This window comes from Undibacterium sp. Di24W, from assembly GCF_049340325.1.
Taxonomy (GTDB): Bacteria; Pseudomonadota; Gammaproteobacteria; order Burkholderiales; family Burkholderiaceae_D; genus Undibacterium.
On sequence record NZ_JBMPOP010000004.1, the window covers coordinates 227,161 to 246,380 of the forward strand.

15 protein-coding genes are annotated in these 19,220 nt (G+C 45.7%); 7 read left to right on the forward strand and 8 right to left on the reverse strand.

Going from position 1 to position 19,220, the window contains the following annotated elements; genetic code table 11:
• Nucleotides 1-10: 10 nt before the first annotated feature.
• From frr to rpsB, 4 genes are all read right to left on the reverse strand, one after another.
• Nucleotides 11-571: a ribosome recycling factor gene (frr, locus tag ACO0KZ_RS10180; protein WP_186942319.1), complete on the reverse strand. Its 561-nt coding sequence runs from the start codon at nt 569-571 to the stop codon at nt 11-13.
• Between the two features lie 109 nt (nt 572-680).
• On the reverse strand, nt 681-1,397 hold the full coding sequence (gene pyrH / locus ACO0KZ_RS10185) for a UMP kinase (protein ID WP_422995054.1): 717 nt from the start codon (nt 1,395-1,397) through the stop codon (nt 681-683).
• Nucleotides 1,398-1,613: 216 nt separating this feature from the next.
• Nucleotides 1,614-2,495 carry a translation elongation factor Ts gene (tsf, locus tag ACO0KZ_RS10190; protein ID WP_422995055.1) on the reverse strand — a complete coding sequence of 294 codons (882 nt, stop codon included), beginning with the start codon at nt 2,493-2,495 and terminating at the stop codon, nt 1,614-1,616.
• Nucleotides 2,496-2,629: 134 nt separating this feature from the next.
• A complete protein-coding gene (gene rpsB / locus ACO0KZ_RS10195) occupies nt 2,630-3,373 on the reverse strand; it encodes a 30S ribosomal protein S2 (protein ID WP_395009447.1) in 744 nt (247 codons plus the stop codon).
• A 365-nt stretch (nt 3,374-3,738) separates the two neighbouring features.
• On the opposite strand from rpsB, the gene map reads away from it, so the two are divergent.
• From map to ACO0KZ_RS10225, 6 genes are all read left to right on the forward strand, one after another.
• Nucleotides 3,739-4,569 (forward strand): type I methionyl aminopeptidase, encoded by an 831-nt coding sequence (map, locus tag ACO0KZ_RS10200; RefSeq protein WP_422995056.1) that lies wholly within the window; start codon nt 3,739-3,741, stop codon nt 4,567-4,569.
• The gene (locus tag ACO0KZ_RS10205; protein WP_422995057.1) at nt 4,569-7,130 is read left to right on the forward strand and encodes a [protein-PII] uridylyltransferase; all 2,562 of its coding nucleotides are present in this window, start codon (nt 4,569-4,571) and stop codon (nt 7,128-7,130) included. The genes map and ACO0KZ_RS10205 overlap by 1 nt, the downstream gene beginning before the upstream one ends.
• 32 nt (nt 7,131-7,162) lie before the next feature.
• Entirely contained in the window at nt 7,163-7,909 is a 747-nt protein-coding gene (locus ACO0KZ_RS10210; protein WP_422995058.1) for a pseudouridine synthase, read from the forward strand.
• A gap of 378 nt (nt 7,910-8,287) precedes the next feature.
• Nucleotides 8,288-9,280 carry a threo-3-hydroxy-L-aspartate ammonia-lyase gene (locus tag ACO0KZ_RS10215; protein ID WP_422995059.1) on the forward strand — a complete coding sequence of 331 codons (993 nt, stop codon included), beginning with the start codon at nt 8,288-8,290 and terminating at the stop codon, nt 9,278-9,280.
• 145 nt (nt 9,281-9,425) lie between these two features.
• Nucleotides 9,426-9,884, forward strand: a complete 459-nt coding sequence (locus ACO0KZ_RS10220) for a (2Fe-2S)-binding protein (RefSeq protein ID WP_422995060.1) — start codon at nt 9,426-9,428, stop codon at nt 9,882-9,884.
• A 45-nt stretch (nt 9,885-9,929) separates the two neighbouring features.
• Nucleotides 9,930-12,194, forward strand: a complete 2,265-nt coding sequence (locus ACO0KZ_RS10225; protein WP_422995061.1) for a molybdopterin cofactor-binding domain-containing protein — start codon at nt 9,930-9,932, stop codon at nt 12,192-12,194.
• Nucleotides 12,195-12,373: 179 nt separating this feature from the next.
• Here ACO0KZ_RS10225 and ACO0KZ_RS10230 read toward each other — a convergent pair whose 3' ends face one another.
• The 4 genes from ACO0KZ_RS10230 to ACO0KZ_RS10245 form a co-directional block, all read right to left on the reverse strand.
• A complete protein-coding gene (locus ACO0KZ_RS10230; RefSeq protein WP_422995062.1) occupies nt 12,374-13,735 on the reverse strand; it encodes a protein kinase domain-containing protein in 1,362 nt (453 codons plus the stop codon).
• Between the two features lie 159 nt (nt 13,736-13,894).
• Nucleotides 13,895-15,961 carry a hypothetical protein gene (locus tag ACO0KZ_RS10235; RefSeq protein WP_422995063.1) on the reverse strand — a complete coding sequence of 689 codons (2,067 nt, stop codon included), beginning with the start codon at nt 15,959-15,961 and terminating at the stop codon, nt 13,895-13,897.
• Between the two features lie 266 nt (nt 15,962-16,227).
• Nucleotides 16,228-17,610, reverse strand: coding sequence for an FHA domain-containing protein (locus tag ACO0KZ_RS10240; protein ID WP_422995064.1), 1,383 nt, complete (start codon nt 17,608-17,610; stop codon nt 16,228-16,230).
• A 158-nt stretch (nt 17,611-17,768) separates the two neighbouring features.
• Entirely contained in the window at nt 17,769-18,032 is a 264-nt protein-coding gene (locus ACO0KZ_RS10245; RefSeq protein ID WP_422995065.1) for a hypothetical protein, read from the reverse strand.
• Nucleotides 18,033-18,534: 502 nt separating this feature from the next.
• On the opposite strand from ACO0KZ_RS10245, the gene ACO0KZ_RS10250 reads away from it, so the two are divergent.
• On the forward strand, nt 18,535-19,203 hold the full coding sequence (locus ACO0KZ_RS10250; protein WP_422995066.1) for a hypothetical protein: 669 nt from the start codon (nt 18,535-18,537) through the stop codon (nt 19,201-19,203).
• Nucleotides 19,204-19,220: the final 17 nt, after the last annotated feature.

Consider the following 19,220-nt stretch of genomic DNA (forward strand, 5'->3'; position numbering starts at 1 on the left):
TTAGCTCGACCTAAACAGTCAACACTTCTTTCTCTTTTTCAGCCAATAGCTTGTCAACTTCAGCTACAAACTTGTCTGTTAATTTTTGAATATCATCCTGTGCACGGCGCTCATCATCTTCAGAAATGTCCTTGTCTTTCAACAATTTTTTCAATGATTCGTTCGCGTCGCGGCGGATATTGCGCACAGCGATCTTAGCGTCTTCGCCTTCAGTCTTAACCAACTTTACCATTTCTTTGCGACGCTCTTCTGTCAATGGGGGCGTTGGCACGCGAATCAAATCGCCCTGTGAGGCTGGATTCAGACCTAAATCAGATTCACGGATCGCTTTTTCGATCACGTTCAACATTTTCTTTTCCCACGGTTGTACACCGATAGTACGAGAATCAATCAAAGTGATGTTCGCAACTTGTGAGATATTAGTTGGGGAACCATAGTAATCAACCATTACATGATCCAAAATACCTGGGTGAGCGCGACCGGTACGAACCTTGGACAAATCTGCCTTTAAGGTTTCAATCGATTTTTGCATGCGCTGATCGGCGCTACTTTTAACACTGGCAACTGTCATGATGTACTCCTGAACTAAATGAGAATGAGAGCTTACGCTCCCATTGGCCTCAAAACAAATTAAGTTTGCGGCACCAACTAAGGATCGCAAAACGATCCAAAACCGCGCATTATACGTGGACTAAGGTACCTTCGTCTCCACCCATAATTAAATTTTTCAAAGCACCTGGTTTAACAATGGAGAATACTTTAATCGGCAACTTCTGATCGCGACATAAAGCAAAGGCCGTTGCATCCATCACTTGCAAATGACGCGAGATCGCCTCGTCAAAAGAAATGGTCGTATAGCGAGTTGCGGTTGGATCTTTTTTCGGATCGGCAGTATAGACGCCATCTACTTTAGTGGCTTTCAAGACCAACTCGGCACCAATTTCCGAACCACGCAAGGCAGCAGCTGTATCCGTAGTAAAGAAAGGATTGCCTGTGCCGGCAGCAAAAATAACGACCTTACCTTCTTCCAGATATTGCAAGGCCTTAGGACGCACGTAAGGTTCAACTACTTGTTCAATTGCGATAGCTGACATTACACGAGCCGTGATACCAACTTGACGCATAGCATCACCCAGCGCGAGTGAATTCATCACCGTGGCCAACATACCCATATAGTCTGCGGTCGCTCTATCCATACCCTGCGCGCCAGGTGCAACGCCTCGGAAGATATTACCGCCACCAATCACGATAGCCAATTCAACACCCATGCGGGAAACTTCGGCGACATCCGCCACCATACGCTCAATGGTAGCGCGATTGATGCCATAGGCATCATCACCCATTAAAGCCTCACCAGAGAGTTTTAAAAGCACACGCTTATAAGCTGGTTTAGTCACGATCTGGGCTCCTTTAAAGTTGGGAAGGGATTATTGCAAAAATTCTGTGGGGCCTGCTCTGAGTTCAGAGAGCAAAGATAAGCCCGATATAAAACATTTGCGATAATCGCTTGCACTAGCACGATTTTTCATTTTACTGCCAATATCACAAATACTACGCTTAAATACTGCTCTTAAAAAAACGGGCCTTACGGCCCGTTTTCTTTTTAATTCAGCTTACGCTTGTTTAGCAGCAGCAACTTGCGCCGCCACTTCTGCAGCGAAGTCATCTTGCTTCTTCTCAATGCCCTCACCCACCACGAACATTGTGAATGCTTTCACAGATGCGCCAGCAGCTTGCAACATTTGCTCAACTGTTTGCTTATCGTTCTTAACAAATGGTTGATTCAACAAAGAAACTTCTTTCAAGAACTTCTGAATGGAGCCGTCAACCATCTTAGTAACGATGTCAGCTGGCTTACCTGATTCCGCCGCTTTCAAAGAAGCTACTGAACGCTCTTTTTCGATCAATTCAGCTGGCACTTGTTCGATAGACAAAGACACTGGCTTCATCGCTGCAATGTGCATCGCTACGTCTTTACCGATTTGTTCATCAGCCGCATCAAATTCGACTACCACGCCGATACGTGTACCGTGCAAGTAAGAAGTAACTTTTGCTGCAGATTCAAAACGTTGGAAACGACGGATAGACATGTTTTCGCCGATCTTACCGATCAAACCAGCACGAATACTTTCAACTGTACCATCTTCCAATGGCAATGCAGCCAATGCAGCCAAATCAGCTGGATTGGCATCAGCGATCAATTTCGCTACTTTATTTGCAAAAGCGATAAAGTCATCATTCTTAGTTACGAAGTCAGTTTCGCAGTTAACTTCTACCAAAGAACCAACGCCACCAGAGATGAAAGAGGCAACCACGCCCTCTGCAGTGATACGAGAAGCTGCTTTAGAAGCTTTGCTACCCAATTTGACGCGCAAAATCTCTTCCGCACGTTCCATATCACCTTCTGCCTCTGTCAATGCTTTTTTGCATTCCATCATTGGTGCATCTGTTTTTGCACGTAATTCGCCTACCATCGCTGCTGTAACTGCTGCCATGTTTCTCTCCTAATTCATTGCATCACAAGATGCACATTTCAATATAAATTCGATTTAAAAAAAGGGGCAAACACGCGTTGGCCCCTTTTTTACTTTTCAAACGCCCAGCTTACTTTAAAAGCACCGGCGCGAAATTAAGCCTGTTCTACTTCAACAAACTCATCGCTTGGCTTAATAGCTTCAAGCACTTCATTCACTGCATTTGCACGGCCTTCCAAAATTGCATCTGCAACGCCACGAGCGTACAAAGCAATTGCTTTAGAAGAATCATCATTTCCAGGAATGATGTAAGTAACGCCAGCTGGAGAATGGTTAGTATCAACTACACCAATCACTGGGATACCCAATTTAGCCGCTTCAGTGATCGCACCTTTGTGGTAACCAACGTCAACCACAAAAATTGCATCAGGAACGCCGCCCATATCTTTAATGCCGCCGATAGATTTTTGCAACTTAATCATTTCGCGTTCGAACATCAAGCCTTCTTTTTTCGACAATTTCTCTACAGAACCGTCTTGAATAGAAGCTTCCATATCTTTCAAACGTTTGATAGATGTTTTAACTGTTTTAAAGTTAGTCAACATACCACCCAACCAACGTTGATCCACGAAAGGCATACCAGCACGGTTTGCTTCAGCAGCGATCAATTCGCGCGCTTGACGCTTAGTACCAACCATCAAAACCGTACCACGGTTAGAGGACAATTGGCGGATGAATTTCATTGCTTCTTGATACATCGCCAATGTTTTTTCCAAATTCATGATATGGATTTTATTGCGATGACCGAAGATGTACGGTGCCATTTTTGGATTCCAAAAACGGGTCTGGTGACCAAAGTGAACACCAGCTTCTAACATTTCACGCATTGTTACAGACATAATAACTCCAGGGTTAGGTCTTGAATCGAGTCAGTGATTCCTCTGCTTTTATACTAGAAGAGAAACACCCTTTTCGACCAGATTCGATCTTTAAGAAACAAAATATTTACTACTACATTTAATTAGCATGCAATTTATTCAAGCTAACCATCTATTCTAACCCGAAATATGGGCTTTGATCAAGTCTGACGACGAACTCAGACAGGATTCGCCGACGCAGCAGGCAAAGTAGAGTTAATAATTGACTGAAAATCAGTGAAGTACCTGAAATATTCCATAGCTACAACAGCGCGCTTGTCGCGCCTCGACTATAATTCACCCTTATCCGCTTCAATACCTATTTACCTTCTGATTGCAGAGAACGCATGTCATCTATTTCCATCAAAACCGCTGAAGATATCGCTGGCATGCGCATTGCCGGTCGTTTGGGATCTGAAGTCCTTGATTATATTACCCCTTTCGTCAAAGCAGGCGTCACTACTGGCGAACTCGATCGCTTGTGTCACGAGTACATGACAAACGTGCAGGGATCGATACCTGCGCCATTAAATTATTGCCCACCTGGCTACACACCCTATCCAAAAGCGATTTGCACTTCCGTCAACGATGTCATATGTCACGGCATTCCTGGCGATAAAGTATTGAAAAATGGCGACGTGGTCAATCTAGATATCACGGTCATTAAAGACGGCTATCACGGCGATAATAGCCGCATGTTTTTCATCGGCGAGCCGTCAATTTTGGCGAAACGCTTGAGCGAAATCACTTATGAATGTATGTGGCTAGGTATACAACAAGTCAAGCCCGGAAATCATTTAGGCGATATTGGACATGCAATTCAACAGCACGCGGAAAAAGCGGGCTATAGCGTGGTACGCGAATTCTGCGGCCATGGTATTGGCAAAGTTTTTCATGAAGAGCCACAAATTTTGCACTACGGTCGCGCTGGTACTTTAGATGAATTGAAACCAGGCATGATTTTTACGATTGAACCTATGATCAATGCAGGCCGCCGTGAAATTCGTGAAATGAATGATGGCTGGACCATTAAGACCAAAGATCGTAGCCTGTCAGCTCAATGGGAACATATGATCTTAGTCACAGAAACTGGCTATGAAGTATTAACTTTGTCCGCTGGATCTCCGCCGCCGCCTGCATTCATCACGAAACAAGTTTCAACTCCAGCCACAGTCTAATGAAAACAGCCATCGCGAATGCCATGGCTTTCAAAGCAAAGCTGAAGGCCGAACAGCAAATCATCATTCAATCCTTCAAAGATAAACCGAAGGCTGAAACGCTACTGAAGGATTTATGTCGCTGCGTCGATGCTAACTTAAGCGACATCTGGAAGAGTTTTAACTTTCCAAAAGAACTCGCTTTAGTGGCAGTCGGGGGCTATGGGCGTGGTGAACTGTTTCCGCATTCTGACGTCGATGTTTTGATTCTTCTTGCAGATCATCCGGATAAGGATCTTCGTGAAAAACTCGAAAGTCTGGTGCAAATATTCTGGGATATCGGTCTAGACATTGGGCATAGCATACGCACGATAGACGAATGTATGACCGAAGCAGCAGCCGACATCACGGTCAAAACAGCATTGCTCGAAGCGCGCTTATTGGCAGGTAGTCGGAATAGTTTTCGCGAGCTTAAGACCCGCTACGATGAGGCAATGAATCCTCAACAGTTCTTTCAAGCGAAACTATTGGAATTGCATCAGCGTCATGTCAAATACGAAGACACCCCTTATAGCCTGGAGCCGAACTGCAAAGAAAGTCCGGGTGGACTACGCGATTTGCAGGTCATCTTGTGGGTAGCAAAAGCTGCCAAACTAGGCGATTCTTGGGCAGAGCTCGCAGCACGCGGCTTGATTACCGCCACAGAAGCACATCAACTGAAACGCAATGAACGCGCATTCAAAGACATACGCGTGCGTCTGCACATACAAGCAGGTCGTCGCGAGGATCGCTTAGTTTTTGATCTGCAAACTGCGATCGCAGCCACTTTTGGTTTTGAGACGACCGAATCACGCCGCGCCAGCGAATATTTGATGCAGCGCTATTATTGGGCGGCAAAGGCGGTCACCCAACTCAATACCATCTTATTGCAAAATATTGAAGCCGTATTATTTCCTTTACCGCATCAGGCAAAGATCATTAATGAACGCTTTAATGAAGTCAACGCATTAATCGATATCGTCGAAGAAAATGTATTTGAACAAACGCCTTCTGCGATGTTAGAAGTATTTTTACTGTTGTCTCAAAACGCTAATTTGAAAGGCATGACCGCCAAAACGTTGCGTGCGCTTTGGCATGCTCGCAATCTGATCGATGCAGAATTCCGTCATGACATTTTCAATCGCGGCACTTTCCTGCAGATACTGCAATCTCCACGTGGAATAACGCATGTGCTGCGTAGCATGAACCAAACCAGTATTCTGGGTCGCTATTTGCCGAATTTCCGTCGCATCGTCGGACAAATGCAGCACGATCTGTTTCACGCCTATACTGTCGATCAGCACATCTTGATGGTCGTACGCAATCTGCGTCGCTTCACGATGACCGAGCATGCGCACGAATATCCGTTCTGTAGCCAACTGATGGCGAACTTCAATCACCCCTGGGTCTTGTATATTGCTGCCTTATTTCACGATATCGCAAAAGGACGTAATGGCGATCATTCAGTATTGGGTATGGCTGATGCGCGCAAATTTTGCTTCGATCATGGCATCTCCAAAGACAATACCGAATTAGTTATCTTCTTAGTCCAACAACATCTCACGATGTCGCAAGTGGCACAAAAACAAGATCTATCGGATCCCGACGTGATTCAGACATTTGCAAACCTGGTCAAAGATGAGCGCCACTTGACCGCCCTGTACCTACTCACGGTTTGCGATATTCGTGGCACAAGCCCGAAAGTATGGAACGCTTGGAAAGGCAAATTACTAGAAGACCTCTACAAAATCACCTTGCGCGTGCTTGGCGGAGAAACCCCTTCCGCGGATCGTGAACTGAAAAATCGCCAGGAAGAAGCGCTCAAAGCTTTGCGTCTAGTCGGCATAGAACATGACGCCCATACTAAGTTGTGGAACGAACTCGATATCGTCTACTTCTTGCGTCATGACGCATCAGATATTGCTTGGCAAACGCGTGTACTACACGACAAAATCAGTAGCCCTAGTCCCATCGTTAAGTGTCGCGTGGCACCTATCGGTGAAGGCTTGCAAGTCACTGTTTATTTACCAGATCAAGCCGATCTTTTTGCGCGCATTTGCAATTATTTTGACAGCAAAAATTTCGCGATTCTCGATGCTAAGATCCACACTACAAAAAGTGGCTATGCACTCGACACTTTCTTAGTCACAGAGCCAGCATTTGCCAGCAATTACCGCGACATCATCAATTTGATCGAACATGAATTGGCAGAAGTCCTAGCGAAGCAGGTGCCATTGAGCACTCCAAATCAAGGGCGATTATCACGCTTATCGCGCAATTTTCCTTTGGTGCCAACCGTCGAATTGCGGCCAGATGATAAAGGCCAATATTTCCTGTTATCGATTTCTGCGAACGATAGGAACGGCTTGTTATACTCAGTCGCTGGTGTGCTCGCTAAATACAAAATAAATCTACATACTGCCAAGATCATGACGCTGGGTGAGCGTGTGGAGGATGTCTTTTTGGTCGACGGAGCAGCATTACAGAATCCTAAAAATCAAATTCAATTTGAATCTGAATTACTAGATGCGCTGCGCATCTAAATGAACCATCAAAATCAAAAAAAAAATTAGCTATGACAGAACAATTAAGACTCTCCAAACGCATGTCCGAATTAGGACTCTGCTCACGCCGCGAAGCCGATGAATGGATCGCCAAGGGTTGGGTTCGCGTAGATGGCAAAGTCGTGTCCGAGTTGGGCAGCAAAGTCTTTCCCGATCAAAAAGTCACGGTAGAACGTCAAGCTGCAGCCGAGCAATCTAAGCGAGTAACGATACTCATCAACAAACCCGTTGGCTATGTCAGCGGGCAAGCCGAAGACGGCTATGAACCTGCGATTGCTTTAGTCAAATCAGAGAATCGTTGGAGCGAATGTAAAGTCGAAAACGAATTTCACCCGACACAATTGCGTAGCCTGGTACCTGCGGGACGTTTAGACATTGATTCAGTTGGATTGCTGGTACTGACGCAAGATGGCCGCGTCGCGAAGATCTTGATTGGTGAGAATACCGATGTTGAGAAAGAATACTTGGTTCGCGTCGAGTACACCAAGCCAGGTAAATTACCTGCTGGCGATTTGCGCTTACTCAATCATGGTTTAAGCTTGGATGGGAAGAAACTAATTCCCGCGAAGGTACGCTGGATGAATGAAGACCAATTACAGTTTATCCTCAAAGAAGGCAAAAAACGCCAAATTCGTCGTATGTGTGAGATGGTGGGCTTGCGGGTTATTGGTCTGAAGCGTGTGCGAATTGGGAAAGTGCGTCTTGGGCATTTGCCCGAGGGGCAATGGCGGTATTTGCGGGATGATGAGCCGTTTTAATTTTTTTTAATTTGATTTTTGAAGGAGCTGCCTTTATTGGTTTGCTCCTTTTTTGTTTCTACAAATTAAAACTAGTAAGTCTGCGGAGAGCCTTTCAAAGCGAATCGGACCGACCAACAAACCATTTTGGAGCCTCTTTTTATCTTAGTGACAGTACCAGACTTACCTGCTCAGGATGTACAAATCGCCCAAGTGCTAACTACGACCAGTACAGTGATAGGAAGGAATATAGAGCGCAGTTTTGTTCGTCAATTGCAAAAAACCATCACCTGCATTCTTTACCGAATTGCAGGTGATTTTTTTCGTCATCACTTTCTAACTCGCTTAAAATAGTCGCTTCACTTTTGACGAATTTTAACCAATAAGACGATCAATTTCATGACGACCAATTCTGCTTTTTCTTACGCCGACATCGAACGTGCGCATCAACGTATTTTTCCTTTTGTCCAAGCCACACCTGTTCTGACATCACAAACAGCGAATCAATTGACGGGCGCTCAACTGTTCTTTAAATGCGAAAATTTTCAAGCGAGCGGTGCTTTCAAATTTCGTGGTGCCTGCAATGCCTTATTGCAATTCACACCAGAACAAAAAGCTCGTGGGGTAGTGACTTTTTCTTCCGGCAATCATGCCCAAGCAATAGCCAAAGCGGCGCAACAATTTGGCATGCGCGCCGTGATCGTGATGCCAAAAGATGCGCCAGCTATTAAGGTCGCCGCGACGCGCGGTTATGGCGGCGATGTGGTTCTCTATGATCGTTACACGGAAGACCGCGAAGCAATCGGACGTCAATTGGCTGAGCAGCAAGGTTTAACTCTAATACCTCCTTACGATCATCCGCATGTCATGGCGGGTCAAGGCACCTGTGCCAAAGAGCTTATTGAAGCAGTAGGATCAGGAGCTAGCCCACTCGATTATTTATTTGTATGCTTGGGTGGTGGCGGTTTACTCTCAGGCTGCGCGACTGCCGCAAAAGCCTTAAATCCTAATTGCAAGGTCATCGGTGTGGAACCTGAGGCCGGTAACGACGGACTACGCAGCCTGCGCAGTGGCACGATAGTGCATATCGACACGCCCAACACGATTGCCGACGGTGCGCAAACACAGCATTTGGGTCAACATACCTTCCCCGTCATCCAGCAACATGTGGATGATATTCTGACAGTGACTGACGCTCAGTTGATCGACACAATGAGATTCTTTGCCAGCCGAATGAAACTCATGGTAGAACCAACTGGTTGCCTAGCAGCGGCGTTAGCGATGAGCGGTGCGATTGATCTTAAAGACAAGCGTGTCGGCATCATTATTTCGGGAGGCAATATTGATCTAAGTCGTTTTGCCAAGTTGATACTAGACACAGAGTCAAACTAACTGTGGACCTAGCTTATTTCCAATAAAACAAAAGTAGTGAAATTTTTCGTGAGTTTCTGATTTGTCGTACTATCATTGATAAATTCAAGTTTCTAGGAATTAAAGACGTCTCCCTCCTTCACCGCATTTCATTAAGGACATCGCTATGTTAAAACTGAATGTAAATACCAAAGAAAATACGCTTGATCTGGCGCCTGATACGCCAGTCTTATGGGCGCTGCGTGATGGCTTGGGATTAAGCGGCACCAAATATGGTTGTGGTGTGGCGCAATGTGGCGCTTGTACTGTGCATGTCGATGGACAGGCAGTTCGTTCTTGCATCACCCCAGTTTCTACCGTCGCTGGTCGTAAGATCACAACGATAGAAGCCATTGCCAACGACAAAGTAGGTAAAGCGGTACAAGCAGCATGGATCGCCCACGATGTAGCGCAATGCGGTTATTGTCAGAGTGGACAGATTATGAGTGCGACCGCTTTGTTGAAATCCAACAAAAAACCCAGCGACGCCGATATTGATGCTGCGATGTCCGGCAACATCTGCCGCTGTGGCACTTATCAAAGGATACGCGGTGCAATCAAAGCGGCAGCCGCCGCTCTGGCCTAATCAAGTTTGTTCACAGCACAGTTTTCCACTTACAAGGATACAGCCATGCATTTCTATTCAAAAAATAACATGATGAGTGATCTGAGCCAACTCCCAAAAGGGATCGCGGCAATGATGCAAAAGAACAATGCTAGTAGTCATGAGGCGGCATCATTCTCTCGCCGCAACTTCTTAAAGATGAGTGCGGCCAGCGGCTTTGCTTTGGGTATGTTCCCCGCCATCGCACAGACGGACAAACCAGCAGCAGGATTAAAACCTTTCCAACAACCGGCAGCTTTCGTACAAATCGGCAAAGACGGCAAGATCACCGTGACGATTAACCGTTTGGAATTTGGTCAAGGCGTACACACTGCCCTGCCTATGATTTTGGCGGAAGAGTTAGATGCAGAGTGGAGTAAAGTCAGTGCAGTGCATGGTAGTGCGGATCCAGCCTATGCCGATCCTATGTTTGGAATGCATCTTACCGGCGGCTCGGGCTCGATCAAACATTCTTACACTCAGTATCGCGAACTAGGTGCGCGCGCGCGCGCTATGCTAATTGCTACAGCTGCTGCAGAATGGAAGGTCAATCCAGATACTTTGCGTACCGATCGCAGCATGGTGATCCGTGCCGACGGCAAAACCTTGAGTTATGGCGATTTGGCTGAAGCGGCGATGAAATTAGCCGTACCAGAAAAAGTCAGTTTAAAAGATCCTAAGACTTTTAAAATTATTGGCAAACAAGTAGGTCGCCTCGATGCATCTGATAAGTCGAGTGGCAAACAAAATTTTGGCATAGACGTGCGTCTGCCAGGCATGTTAACGGCATTGATCGCACATCCTCCTGTATTTGGAGCAAAACTCAAGTCGTTCGATGATAGCGCTGCAAAACAGATCAAAGGTGTACGTGCCATTCTTAAAATCGCAGTGGATCGCGGCGGCGAAGGCGTTGCTGTTATCGCAGACGGCTTCTGGCAAGCAAAGCAAGGACGCGAAGCACTGAAACTAGATTGGGATACCAGTGGTGTTGAGAAAGTGGATAGCGCAACGCAATTAAAGCAATATCAAGAGTTAGCCAAAACACCAGGCAAATTCCATTTCAAAGCCGACGTCAGCAAACTTGCTTCGGCACCAAAGAAAATTACAGCAGAATTTTCCTTTCCTTACCTAGCCCACGCAGCAATGGAGCCGCTGAACTGTACTGTGCATTTGAGTGCGGATGGCGGTAAAGCGGAACTCTGGGTCGGAACCCAGATGCCGGGAGTGGAAAGTATGGCGGCAGCGCAAGCCTTGGGAGTGCCACCGCAAAATATTAATCTGCACGTACAAATGGCGGGTGGCGGTTTTGGGCGACGCGCAGTGCCAAATTGTGATTATGTCGTTGAATCTTGTAATGTTGCTAAAGCAGCGCGTAGCGCTGGAATTCAAGCGCCAATTCGCACTATTTGGAGTCGTGAAGATGACATCAAAGGCGGCTACTATCGCCCTATGCATGTGCATCGCGCAGAAATCGGCTACGACGAGCAAGGCCAGGTGCAGGCATGGGATCATGTGATCGTTGGGCAATCTATCGTAGCGGGGACACCGTTCGAAGGCTTTTTGATGAAAGATGGCATTGATGGCACTGCCGTCGAAGGTATGCGCGATCCTTATCAAATACCGATGCGTCTGTCCGTACATCACCCAAAAGTCAATGTGCCCGTATTATGGTGGCGTAGTGTCGGTTCTACCCATACCGCTTATGTGATGGAAACACTGATCGACGAAATCGCCCGCAACGCAAAACAAGACCCCGTTGCCTATCGCCTCAAACAATTTGGCGACAAACATCCGCGTCATACAGCCGCGTTAAAGTTAGCGGTAGAAAAATCCGGATACAACAAACGTCGTCTACCGAAAGGCCAGGCTTGGGGTGTCGCTGTCCATGAATCATTTGAGACTGTCGTCGCTTATGTTGTAACAGCCTCGATCAAAGATGGACAGGCGAAATTGCATACGGCCACTGCGGGTGTGCACTGTAATTTTGCGGTCAATCCAAAAACTATCGAAGCCCAAGTTCAAGGTGCCGCCTTGATGGGATTAGGTATGTGTTTGCAAAACGCAGCAATCACTTTAAAGGATGGTGTGGTAGAGCAAAGCAATTTTGGCGATTATGCGCTTGCCAGAATGACCGATATGCCACAGATGACCGTACACATCGTCCCTAGCGCCGATCCTCCAACCGGCATGGGTGAACCAGGATTACCACCGCTGGCGCCAGCATTTGCGAACGCGATTGCAAAATTGACCGGAGCAGCACCGCGTAGTTTGCCGTTTAATCTGAAGGTATAGTTTATAGCGTAGCAATGAACAGAAAATCGGGGCAATCTTGCCCTGATGACGTTCTGTTTAGTTCAGAACAGCGGATAAGTTTCAAGATTGTCGTTCTCATGCAGGTGGGAATCGAGCGATATAAAAGCCTAAAGACACTGGATTCCCGCCTGCGCGGGAATGACAGCTCAATATCCGATCTACACAAATTTATTTACGTTCTCGCCGCGTTCTTGTGTGATCGAAACCAAGTAACGTTGTGCTTCTTCCCAACTAATATCGCTCACTTTGACTCTATTTTCCTCGATAGCCTGTACCATTTTAGCCTGACGCAGACGAGCGTTTTCTTGGTCCTGTTGTGTTTCTAGTAAACGCCGTTGTTTTTCCACTAGCGCATGCAATGCCAGTGAAGCTTGTTGCCGTCTTTGTTGCTCATATTCTTTTCGTTGCTGCCTTTGCTCGGCACGTTGTTGTGCTGCAGCGTCTAATTGTAGTAATGGTGGCTGCTTATGCTGCTTTACAGCTGTCTCAGTGGCTCCCGCAATTTTTACCATCGCTTGTAGTAGCGCCAAGGCGCTGGTGGGTCTTTGTTCAGCAGATAAAGCAAAACCGCTCTGCAAGACTTGCCACTGAGTGGTGCTTAAAGCGGCTGGCTTCTTAACGACTTGTTGATGATGTCGAAAGTCACCAAAAGGCAAGGCACCTTCCAACAGTTGATAAATCATGATGGACATTGCATACACATCTAAGGCTGGGGTGTAATGCGCCTGTTGGCTGCCTGCGTCAGGTGCACGATAACCTGCAGTGCCCGCGTTGGGTGAGCGCGTGCTGGCAAATCCCGTTGTACTGAGACCCGCATTAGTGTGACTACGCAAGCGTGCGGAGATACCGAAATCAAGCAGTTTTACTTCGCCTTGTTGGGTCAATAGTAAATTACTTGGTTTCAGATCGCGATGCACGAGTTTGTGCTTATCCCAAGCGTACTGCAAGGCATGGGCAACGGGCAGCATCATTTTCAGCACTTGTTTCCATTCGCAGCGTTGATGCTTGCTGAGATAGGTGTTCAAATCTTGCCCATCCAGATATTCCATCATAATGAAATAACTATTGGTTGCCGGATCACGTCCCCAATCATAGACCCTGACAATATTTTCATGCGCTAGCCTGCGCACCAAAGAAGCCTCTTCAATCAGCAAACGGGTATGTAAAGCACTTTGTGTAAATTGTGGGGGTAATATCTTTAACGCGAGTTTTTCGCTATGTCCTAATGCCGCTTGCGTTGCTAGATCAGTGACTTGCCAGACTTGACCCATGCCTCCCTCACCTAACAAGCGTTCTAATTTATAGCGTTTTGCTTGAGCACCAATTTCCTGACCTGGGATAAAACCCAAGTCAGTGCCTTCATGCATTTCATGATGCTCGTTGGATGCGCTGAGTTTACCGTTAGGCCCGAAAGCATTGTCGAGGATAGCATTTTTTCTTTGAGAAAATTCCTGTTCGGTCAATAGACCTTCATTGAGTAGATCACGCAATTCTCGGATTCTTTGTAATGGCTTTTGCATGATCTTGATAGGTTTACCGAATGGTTTTGCTGCTTGGTGATGTTGAGAAATTCTGGCTAAAAAACATTTTTTCCATTGTTGAAGAGCGGTTGCAAACCAATAATTTGCCCAAGGAATTTCATATAAGACACAAAGCGTCAGCATAGACTTGCAAGCGCATTACTTTCTGCCATTGGAAGGCGAATGAAACCGATGCTGCCCCAAATTTTGCGCCCTGTTTAAGTCAATCTCATGGCGTCGTTGTAGATCGGCTTCCCTTTCTTCACGCTCTTCACGCAGTCGCTCTTGTAGCATTTTCATCGCCTGTTCTAAACTCATCCCCTGCTGAATTTGGGACATAGAACTTATGGCTTGAGCCGCATGCATCGAGAGTCCTGCTTGCGTCGCAAGGATTTGTTCGGCACTCATACTCGCTTGAGTTTGCATCTTCATGATTTCAGCAAGCGCTGTCGCATTCGGCACTTCTGCAGTAGCGATCTTTCCAGTCTCGCTAAAATTGGCGATTGCACTTAGACGTTCGATTTCGATCTTCGCCATAACAACTTGCTGCTGCTGTTCAGCTTGCGCGCTTTGTTGTTGTCGCTGCCATCTACTATTTTCTTCGATTTGACTGATTTGCATTCGACTTTGTTCAAGCTCTACCAACTGCTTCGCCTTTTGTTGCTCTTGCTGCTCTAAGCGCTGATGTATTTCCAGCGTTCGCATGAGCTTTTCTTGTTGCGCCACAATCCGTGCTAGTTCAGCCTTGCTCTCCAAGCTATTAATTTCTACTTCGACTTGAGCAACTTTTAAATCAGTATCTTTTACCTTGATCCGCTCTTCCCTTTGGAGATCACGCGTTCGTTGTTGATGCAACTCTTCTTCCCAAGCTTGCATACGTTGAAATTCACGCGCGCGAACTTCGGTCTCAATACCGATATTGATTAATCGATTTTTCTGGCGTTCATCTTCCAGCTCCTGTTCGCGCAGTTCAAATCGTTCTTGCTTCTCTTTTAATAGCTGCTTTTGGTACTTTTGCTCATCGCGATCGGCTATCAAGTTGCTTTGGGCAATTTCATGCTCAAGTTGATTTTTCTTAAGTTGTTGTTCGATTTGCTGCTGCAATAGTTGTGCCGCTTGCTTGCTATGGAGTTGGCAAAGCTCAGATTCGGAACGCATTTTAATACGCGCTAAAGTGCGTATATGCAGCCACTGATCCGCTTCGTTTTGACGTGTTTCAGATGTCTCTTTTAGCTTATGTTCAAGCTCACGTATAGTTTCTGCGGTATCTCTGCTAAAGGCGTGCTTCCTCGTATGTGCTTCCGCGATTTGCCCATAGAGTTCAATCTCACGCAATCGTATGGTTTGTAGGCGCTCTGCTTCATCTTGTTGTAACTTAGCGCGAGACAGGCGTTTATTTGCCTTATCATGTTCCCCCTTCAAATACAACCATCCAAGATCTTTACCAAATTGTTGGCGCATCTCTTCGTCGCGATAACGCACACGCACTTGCTCTTCTTGCTTAGTTATTTTTTGCCATTCACGTTCACTGTACAAGCTGTCAGCTTGGGTCGCTTGCTCTAGTTGCATACGCTTTGACTCAAGCTGCAAGTTCGCGCTAATGCTTTGCTCACTATTTTTTTCTCGCTCATTAAACAATTTTTCATGGCGCAATTCTTGCACCGTTGTTTGTGTCGCTGTGAGTCCGTACTGAGCCAATTGTGAATTCACATCAGTCAGTAAATGCGTATCTAATTTTGCAGCCAGATCAACCTGATCTTGCAAACTTCGCAGTGACTGGGTGCTAAGCCAGTTTTGTAAAGAATGTCTTACTGTCGCTTCAAATAGTTCTTGTAGTTGCAAGGTGGTGAGGCTACCTGGCGCTGCCATGAAATGATTAGCAAAAACTGCGATGTTTTCAATTTTAATGCGCAGCAAACACTTCGCTCGCATCGGCAAAAATTCTATCGTATGCAGATTCTCAAATTGAAAATGTAAGGCAAAAGGCAATGAACGAGTGATCAAAATTTCTATGGCTTGTTCACTCGCCAGATGCTTGGTCTTATCGCGTAAGCTAGCACTATCGTAATCGCCGGCAAGCAACTCAACGATGCATTGATTTTGCAGAACAAAAGCACGGGCACGGGCTGGAATCAGGAAATTATCTTTTGCAATCTGGTCGATAGATTTCACCGCAAAAAAAATCGCCACTTCATCATCAGCAGGCAGCCATCGATGTTGGCGCATAATTGCTTCATGGTCTGGGCTGTTTAACATTAAGCCACATTGGGCACAGTAGTCAGAATCTTGCCGATTATCATGCTCACAACGGACACATCGGATCTTTGTATAAGAAAAAAGCTTGCGCATACCAAACTCCCACCTAGGCATCGCCTTGGAAACAAACAAAAAAGCAAATTGAATTCAAAAAAATCGACTGATGAAAAGAATAGCATTCAGCCTTTTATTGAGTGGGCTAAATAGAAGGGCTAAAGTAGCTCAAATCGTCCTTATCAAGATTTTGCGCTAGGGATGCTTTCAGGATATGGCTCGCCGTAGTAACGATAGTTACGTAGACTAAGTTGATATTCAGACAGGTTCACGTCCACCGCAAGTGGGCGATCTTGCTTAGTCTGAGCATGGTGATACCAAAATTGACGCTGGCGATGAAAAAAAATCGGCAGATGCAAGGATTGATTCTGATCGCACTGCCCAGCTCCCGGATGTGATTCCGGCGTCATTAAGTAAAGCATTTCTACGATGCGAGTTTCGTTTAATCTTTGCAAAACAGCCGCATGTGGCAAGATCTGCGCGACTCGTAGCCGTACTATGCCTTTAAAACTAGCGCAAAATTCTATTTGCATCCCAGGGAGCAATAGAATTGCTCGATTTTTTTCCAAAATAACACCATCGACCATCACGCCATAGCGCGATATGTCGACTAGTTCTAAGCCACCCTCGTCATTGCGCCGCAGTATGGCGTGCTTGGCACTAATACGCCTCACGAATACGGGATTATTATGACCCAGCAATACGTCTGCAACTGAGTTGTGCATGTCCATGCGACCGAATAGCCATTCTTTGGAGGCGAATAAGCGAATTGCTGGGAGTGCTGAAGTCTCTTTTGCTGATGACCTAATAACTAGGCTTGCAAATTGACGCTCAGTAGGAATAGGCTCAGACAGCACTGCGGGCACGCGCTTACCCGTCAAACTCTGAATACTAGGGACAGCAACTTCCAGTAAGGTTTCATCCCACGCGATACTGCTCAAACCTATATCAAACTTACCGCCCTCATTTGCCCTAGTGCCTGTCATATCAAGTTGCGCAATGGCGGCATCTTTAGCATAGATAGCGATGTCCAGATTGGTATGGCGAGAGTCATGTGCCTGTTGCAGGCCACTGAGTTTGGCGATTGCGCCATCTTCTGCAACCACCCTCACCTGCTTTTGCGTGGCTAAAAATACTTGATGAATTTCACTAAGACTCGCGTTAGGGCGAGGTAAAAACAAGGTCGCCGTGCAGGTCCACAGATGTGGTACATCAAATTCGTCTATGTAATGTAATTGAACTTCAAGGGGGTACTGACCGTGCTCTCTATTCTTACTAGAAAAACTTAGTATAAAAGGTGGCCAAAAACCAGTTGGGGTTCGCGACAAGGATTGTTCGCTCTGCGATGGCAAGAATAAGTCTGAACGAAAACAAAAACCGACTTCCCTGATCGTCGGAGACAGTTCTCCATGGAGTTCTAGCTTGAGCGTTTGGCGTCCACCTACGGCACGCGGGTCGTAGCCGCTAAAGCGTAAGTGCAAGTGAGTGGTTGGCTCTGTTGATGGCTTACACAAAGTCGTCGCTAGCTGACTTGGTGTTAGATCAAAGGCATCAAACTTATTCATAGTGACTTAATGGACTCCGCATACAGTCACTTTATTACCAAGTCACATAATCGAATCCATGGAACAGATGGCTGTTTGCAGTTTAATTCCAAGTCGATCCAGGATTCGATGTACTTCTTTGCAATATATAAAAGCTTAATTTAACTAAAACGCTAAAGTTAACGATCCAAACTTAACTTGCGATGATGGGCTTTAAAAAAGCGGTAAAAAATCAAGGAAAACAACGCACCCATTGCAATTAACATCACGATTAAAAAATACACCACCGGTTTCTCTAAAGGCCATTCACCTGGCGCTCGTTTTTTGACAACGGTTCCGCCTGGTAAAACGACATTGTCTGACGAAATTATTTGGGGGGCGATAACGACTGCACTGATTGCTTGACCAGACTTCACGGAAAAATCTACGCTTGCCGCCGTCATACCCTTCTTTTCACAAGGCTCGCTAGAGAATATTTTCTTACCGTGTTGATTGGTGCAGACAAATGCATCTGCCTTGGCACTTGAGTAACTGCCAAACAAAATTAGACAAAGACTTAGGGAAAAGAGAATTCGCATAATGAGAATGAAAAGAGGGCTATTAGAATAGGCGCTGATGTTATCAGAGCACCCGACTAATAGGTGAAAAAGCCATTCGAGAAGTTCGCTTATTGACTGAATACGTTAGCTTATAGACACTTTATCTATTGATTGCAATTAGCTTTCTTTAATTAATGTAGGAGTTGACACTGCTAGCTAGTGGAATTTAGCGGAAAACTCAGCACAAAAGTCCGCGAACTTTCCAAGGCTTTGATTATGCGACACCTATTAAGATGCGGATAAATATACAAGGAATCACGAAATTTACACAATAAAAAAACATTCTCTCAGGCAAATTCCCTAATTCGCGCTAAAATATTCGGAATTGAAAAAAGGCAGACGCTTTATGCAAATCATTATTTACGACAAAACCGACAAAGGTAGAGAAGAAATCGCCACGCGAAAGTGGCATCTTCCTTCGCGCATGCGTTCTTTGTTGGTGCTGATTGATGGCAAACAAAGCGACGCGCAATTGGTCAAGAAAACAGGTGGTTTAGGCTTAAGTGAACAAAGCTTAGTAGAGTTGCAAGAAAATGGTTTCATTCAAAGAGTCTCGATAGAAGCAGCAGAACCTGAGCTGTTTGATGGTAACGATACTTTGGATTCAACTTCCCCGGCCACCAACAGCAAACTCGCCGACAGTACTTTAGGCTCCATAGAGGAATCTCAAACCATTTTTGAGGCATCCGAGGAAGAAACTGCTGCCTGGCGTGCCGATCTTGATGCTCTGCTGAAAGCGAATGAAGAGGACAACCCTAGAGAAAGCCGGGTTGATATGATGAAACGCTATCTGGCTGAATTAATTAAAGAAAATCTAGGTATAAAGGGATTTTTCTTGCAAAGAAAACTCCTGAAAGCCGGAACACTGTATGACATCCATGCCTTCCGTCAGCCCTATATTTCGGCAATCCTACACGCAAAAGGCAAAGACAAAGCAATTGCCTTACGCGATGAATTTGATGGCCGTATGTACGTCATATTTTCTATAGATGATCCTGAATTCTTAGAAGATTAAATGAAAAAAATAAAAAA

What these genes read in the sequence shown, in the direction of transcription:
- frr (WP_186942319.1), bottom strand. Translation starts at nt 571, where the DNA reads ATGACAGTTGCCAGTGTTAAAAGTAGCGCCGATCAGCGCATGCAAAAA.
- tsf (WP_422995055.1), bottom strand. Translation starts at nt 2,495, where the DNA reads ATGGCAGCAGTTACAGCAGCGATGGTAGGCGAATTACGTGCAAAAACA.
- rpsB (WP_395009447.1), bottom strand. Translation starts at nt 3,373, where the DNA reads ATGTCTGTAACAATGCGTGAAATGTTAGAAGCTGGTGTTCACTTTGGT.
- map (WP_422995056.1), top strand. Translation starts at nt 3,739, where the DNA reads ATGTCATCTATTTCCATCAAAACCGCTGAAGATATCGCTGGCATGCGC.
- ACO0KZ_RS10205 (WP_422995057.1), top strand. Translation starts at nt 4,569, where the DNA reads ATGAAAACAGCCATCGCGAATGCCATGGCTTTCAAAGCAAAGCTGAAG.
- ACO0KZ_RS10210 (WP_422995058.1), top strand. Translation starts at nt 7,163, where the DNA reads ATGACAGAACAATTAAGACTCTCCAAACGCATGTCCGAATTAGGACTC.
- ACO0KZ_RS10215 (WP_422995059.1), top strand. Translation starts at nt 8,288, where the DNA reads ATGACGACCAATTCTGCTTTTTCTTACGCCGACATCGAACGTGCGCAT.
- ACO0KZ_RS10220 (WP_422995060.1), top strand. Translation starts at nt 9,426, where the DNA reads ATGTTAAAACTGAATGTAAATACCAAAGAAAATACGCTTGATCTGGCG.
- ACO0KZ_RS10225 (WP_422995061.1), top strand. Translation starts at nt 9,930, where the DNA reads ATGCATTTCTATTCAAAAAATAACATGATGAGTGATCTGAGCCAACTC.
- ACO0KZ_RS10230 (WP_422995062.1), bottom strand. Translation starts at nt 13,735, where the DNA reads ATGCAAAAGCCATTACAAAGAATCCGAGAATTGCGTGATCTACTCAAT.
- ACO0KZ_RS10235 (WP_422995063.1), bottom strand. Translation starts at nt 15,961, where the DNA reads ATGCGCCAACATCGATGGCTGCCTGCTGATGATGAAGTGGCGATTTTT.
- ACO0KZ_RS10240 (WP_422995064.1), bottom strand. Translation starts at nt 17,610, where the DNA reads ATGAATAAGTTTGATGCCTTTGATCTAACACCAAGTCAGCTAGCGACG.
- ACO0KZ_RS10245 (WP_422995065.1), bottom strand. Translation starts at nt 18,032, where the DNA reads ATGACGGCGGCAAGCGTAGATTTTTCCGTGAAGTCTGGTCAAGCAATC.
- ACO0KZ_RS10250 (WP_422995066.1), top strand. Translation starts at nt 18,535, where the DNA reads ATGCAAATCATTATTTACGACAAAACCGACAAAGGTAGAGAAGAAATC.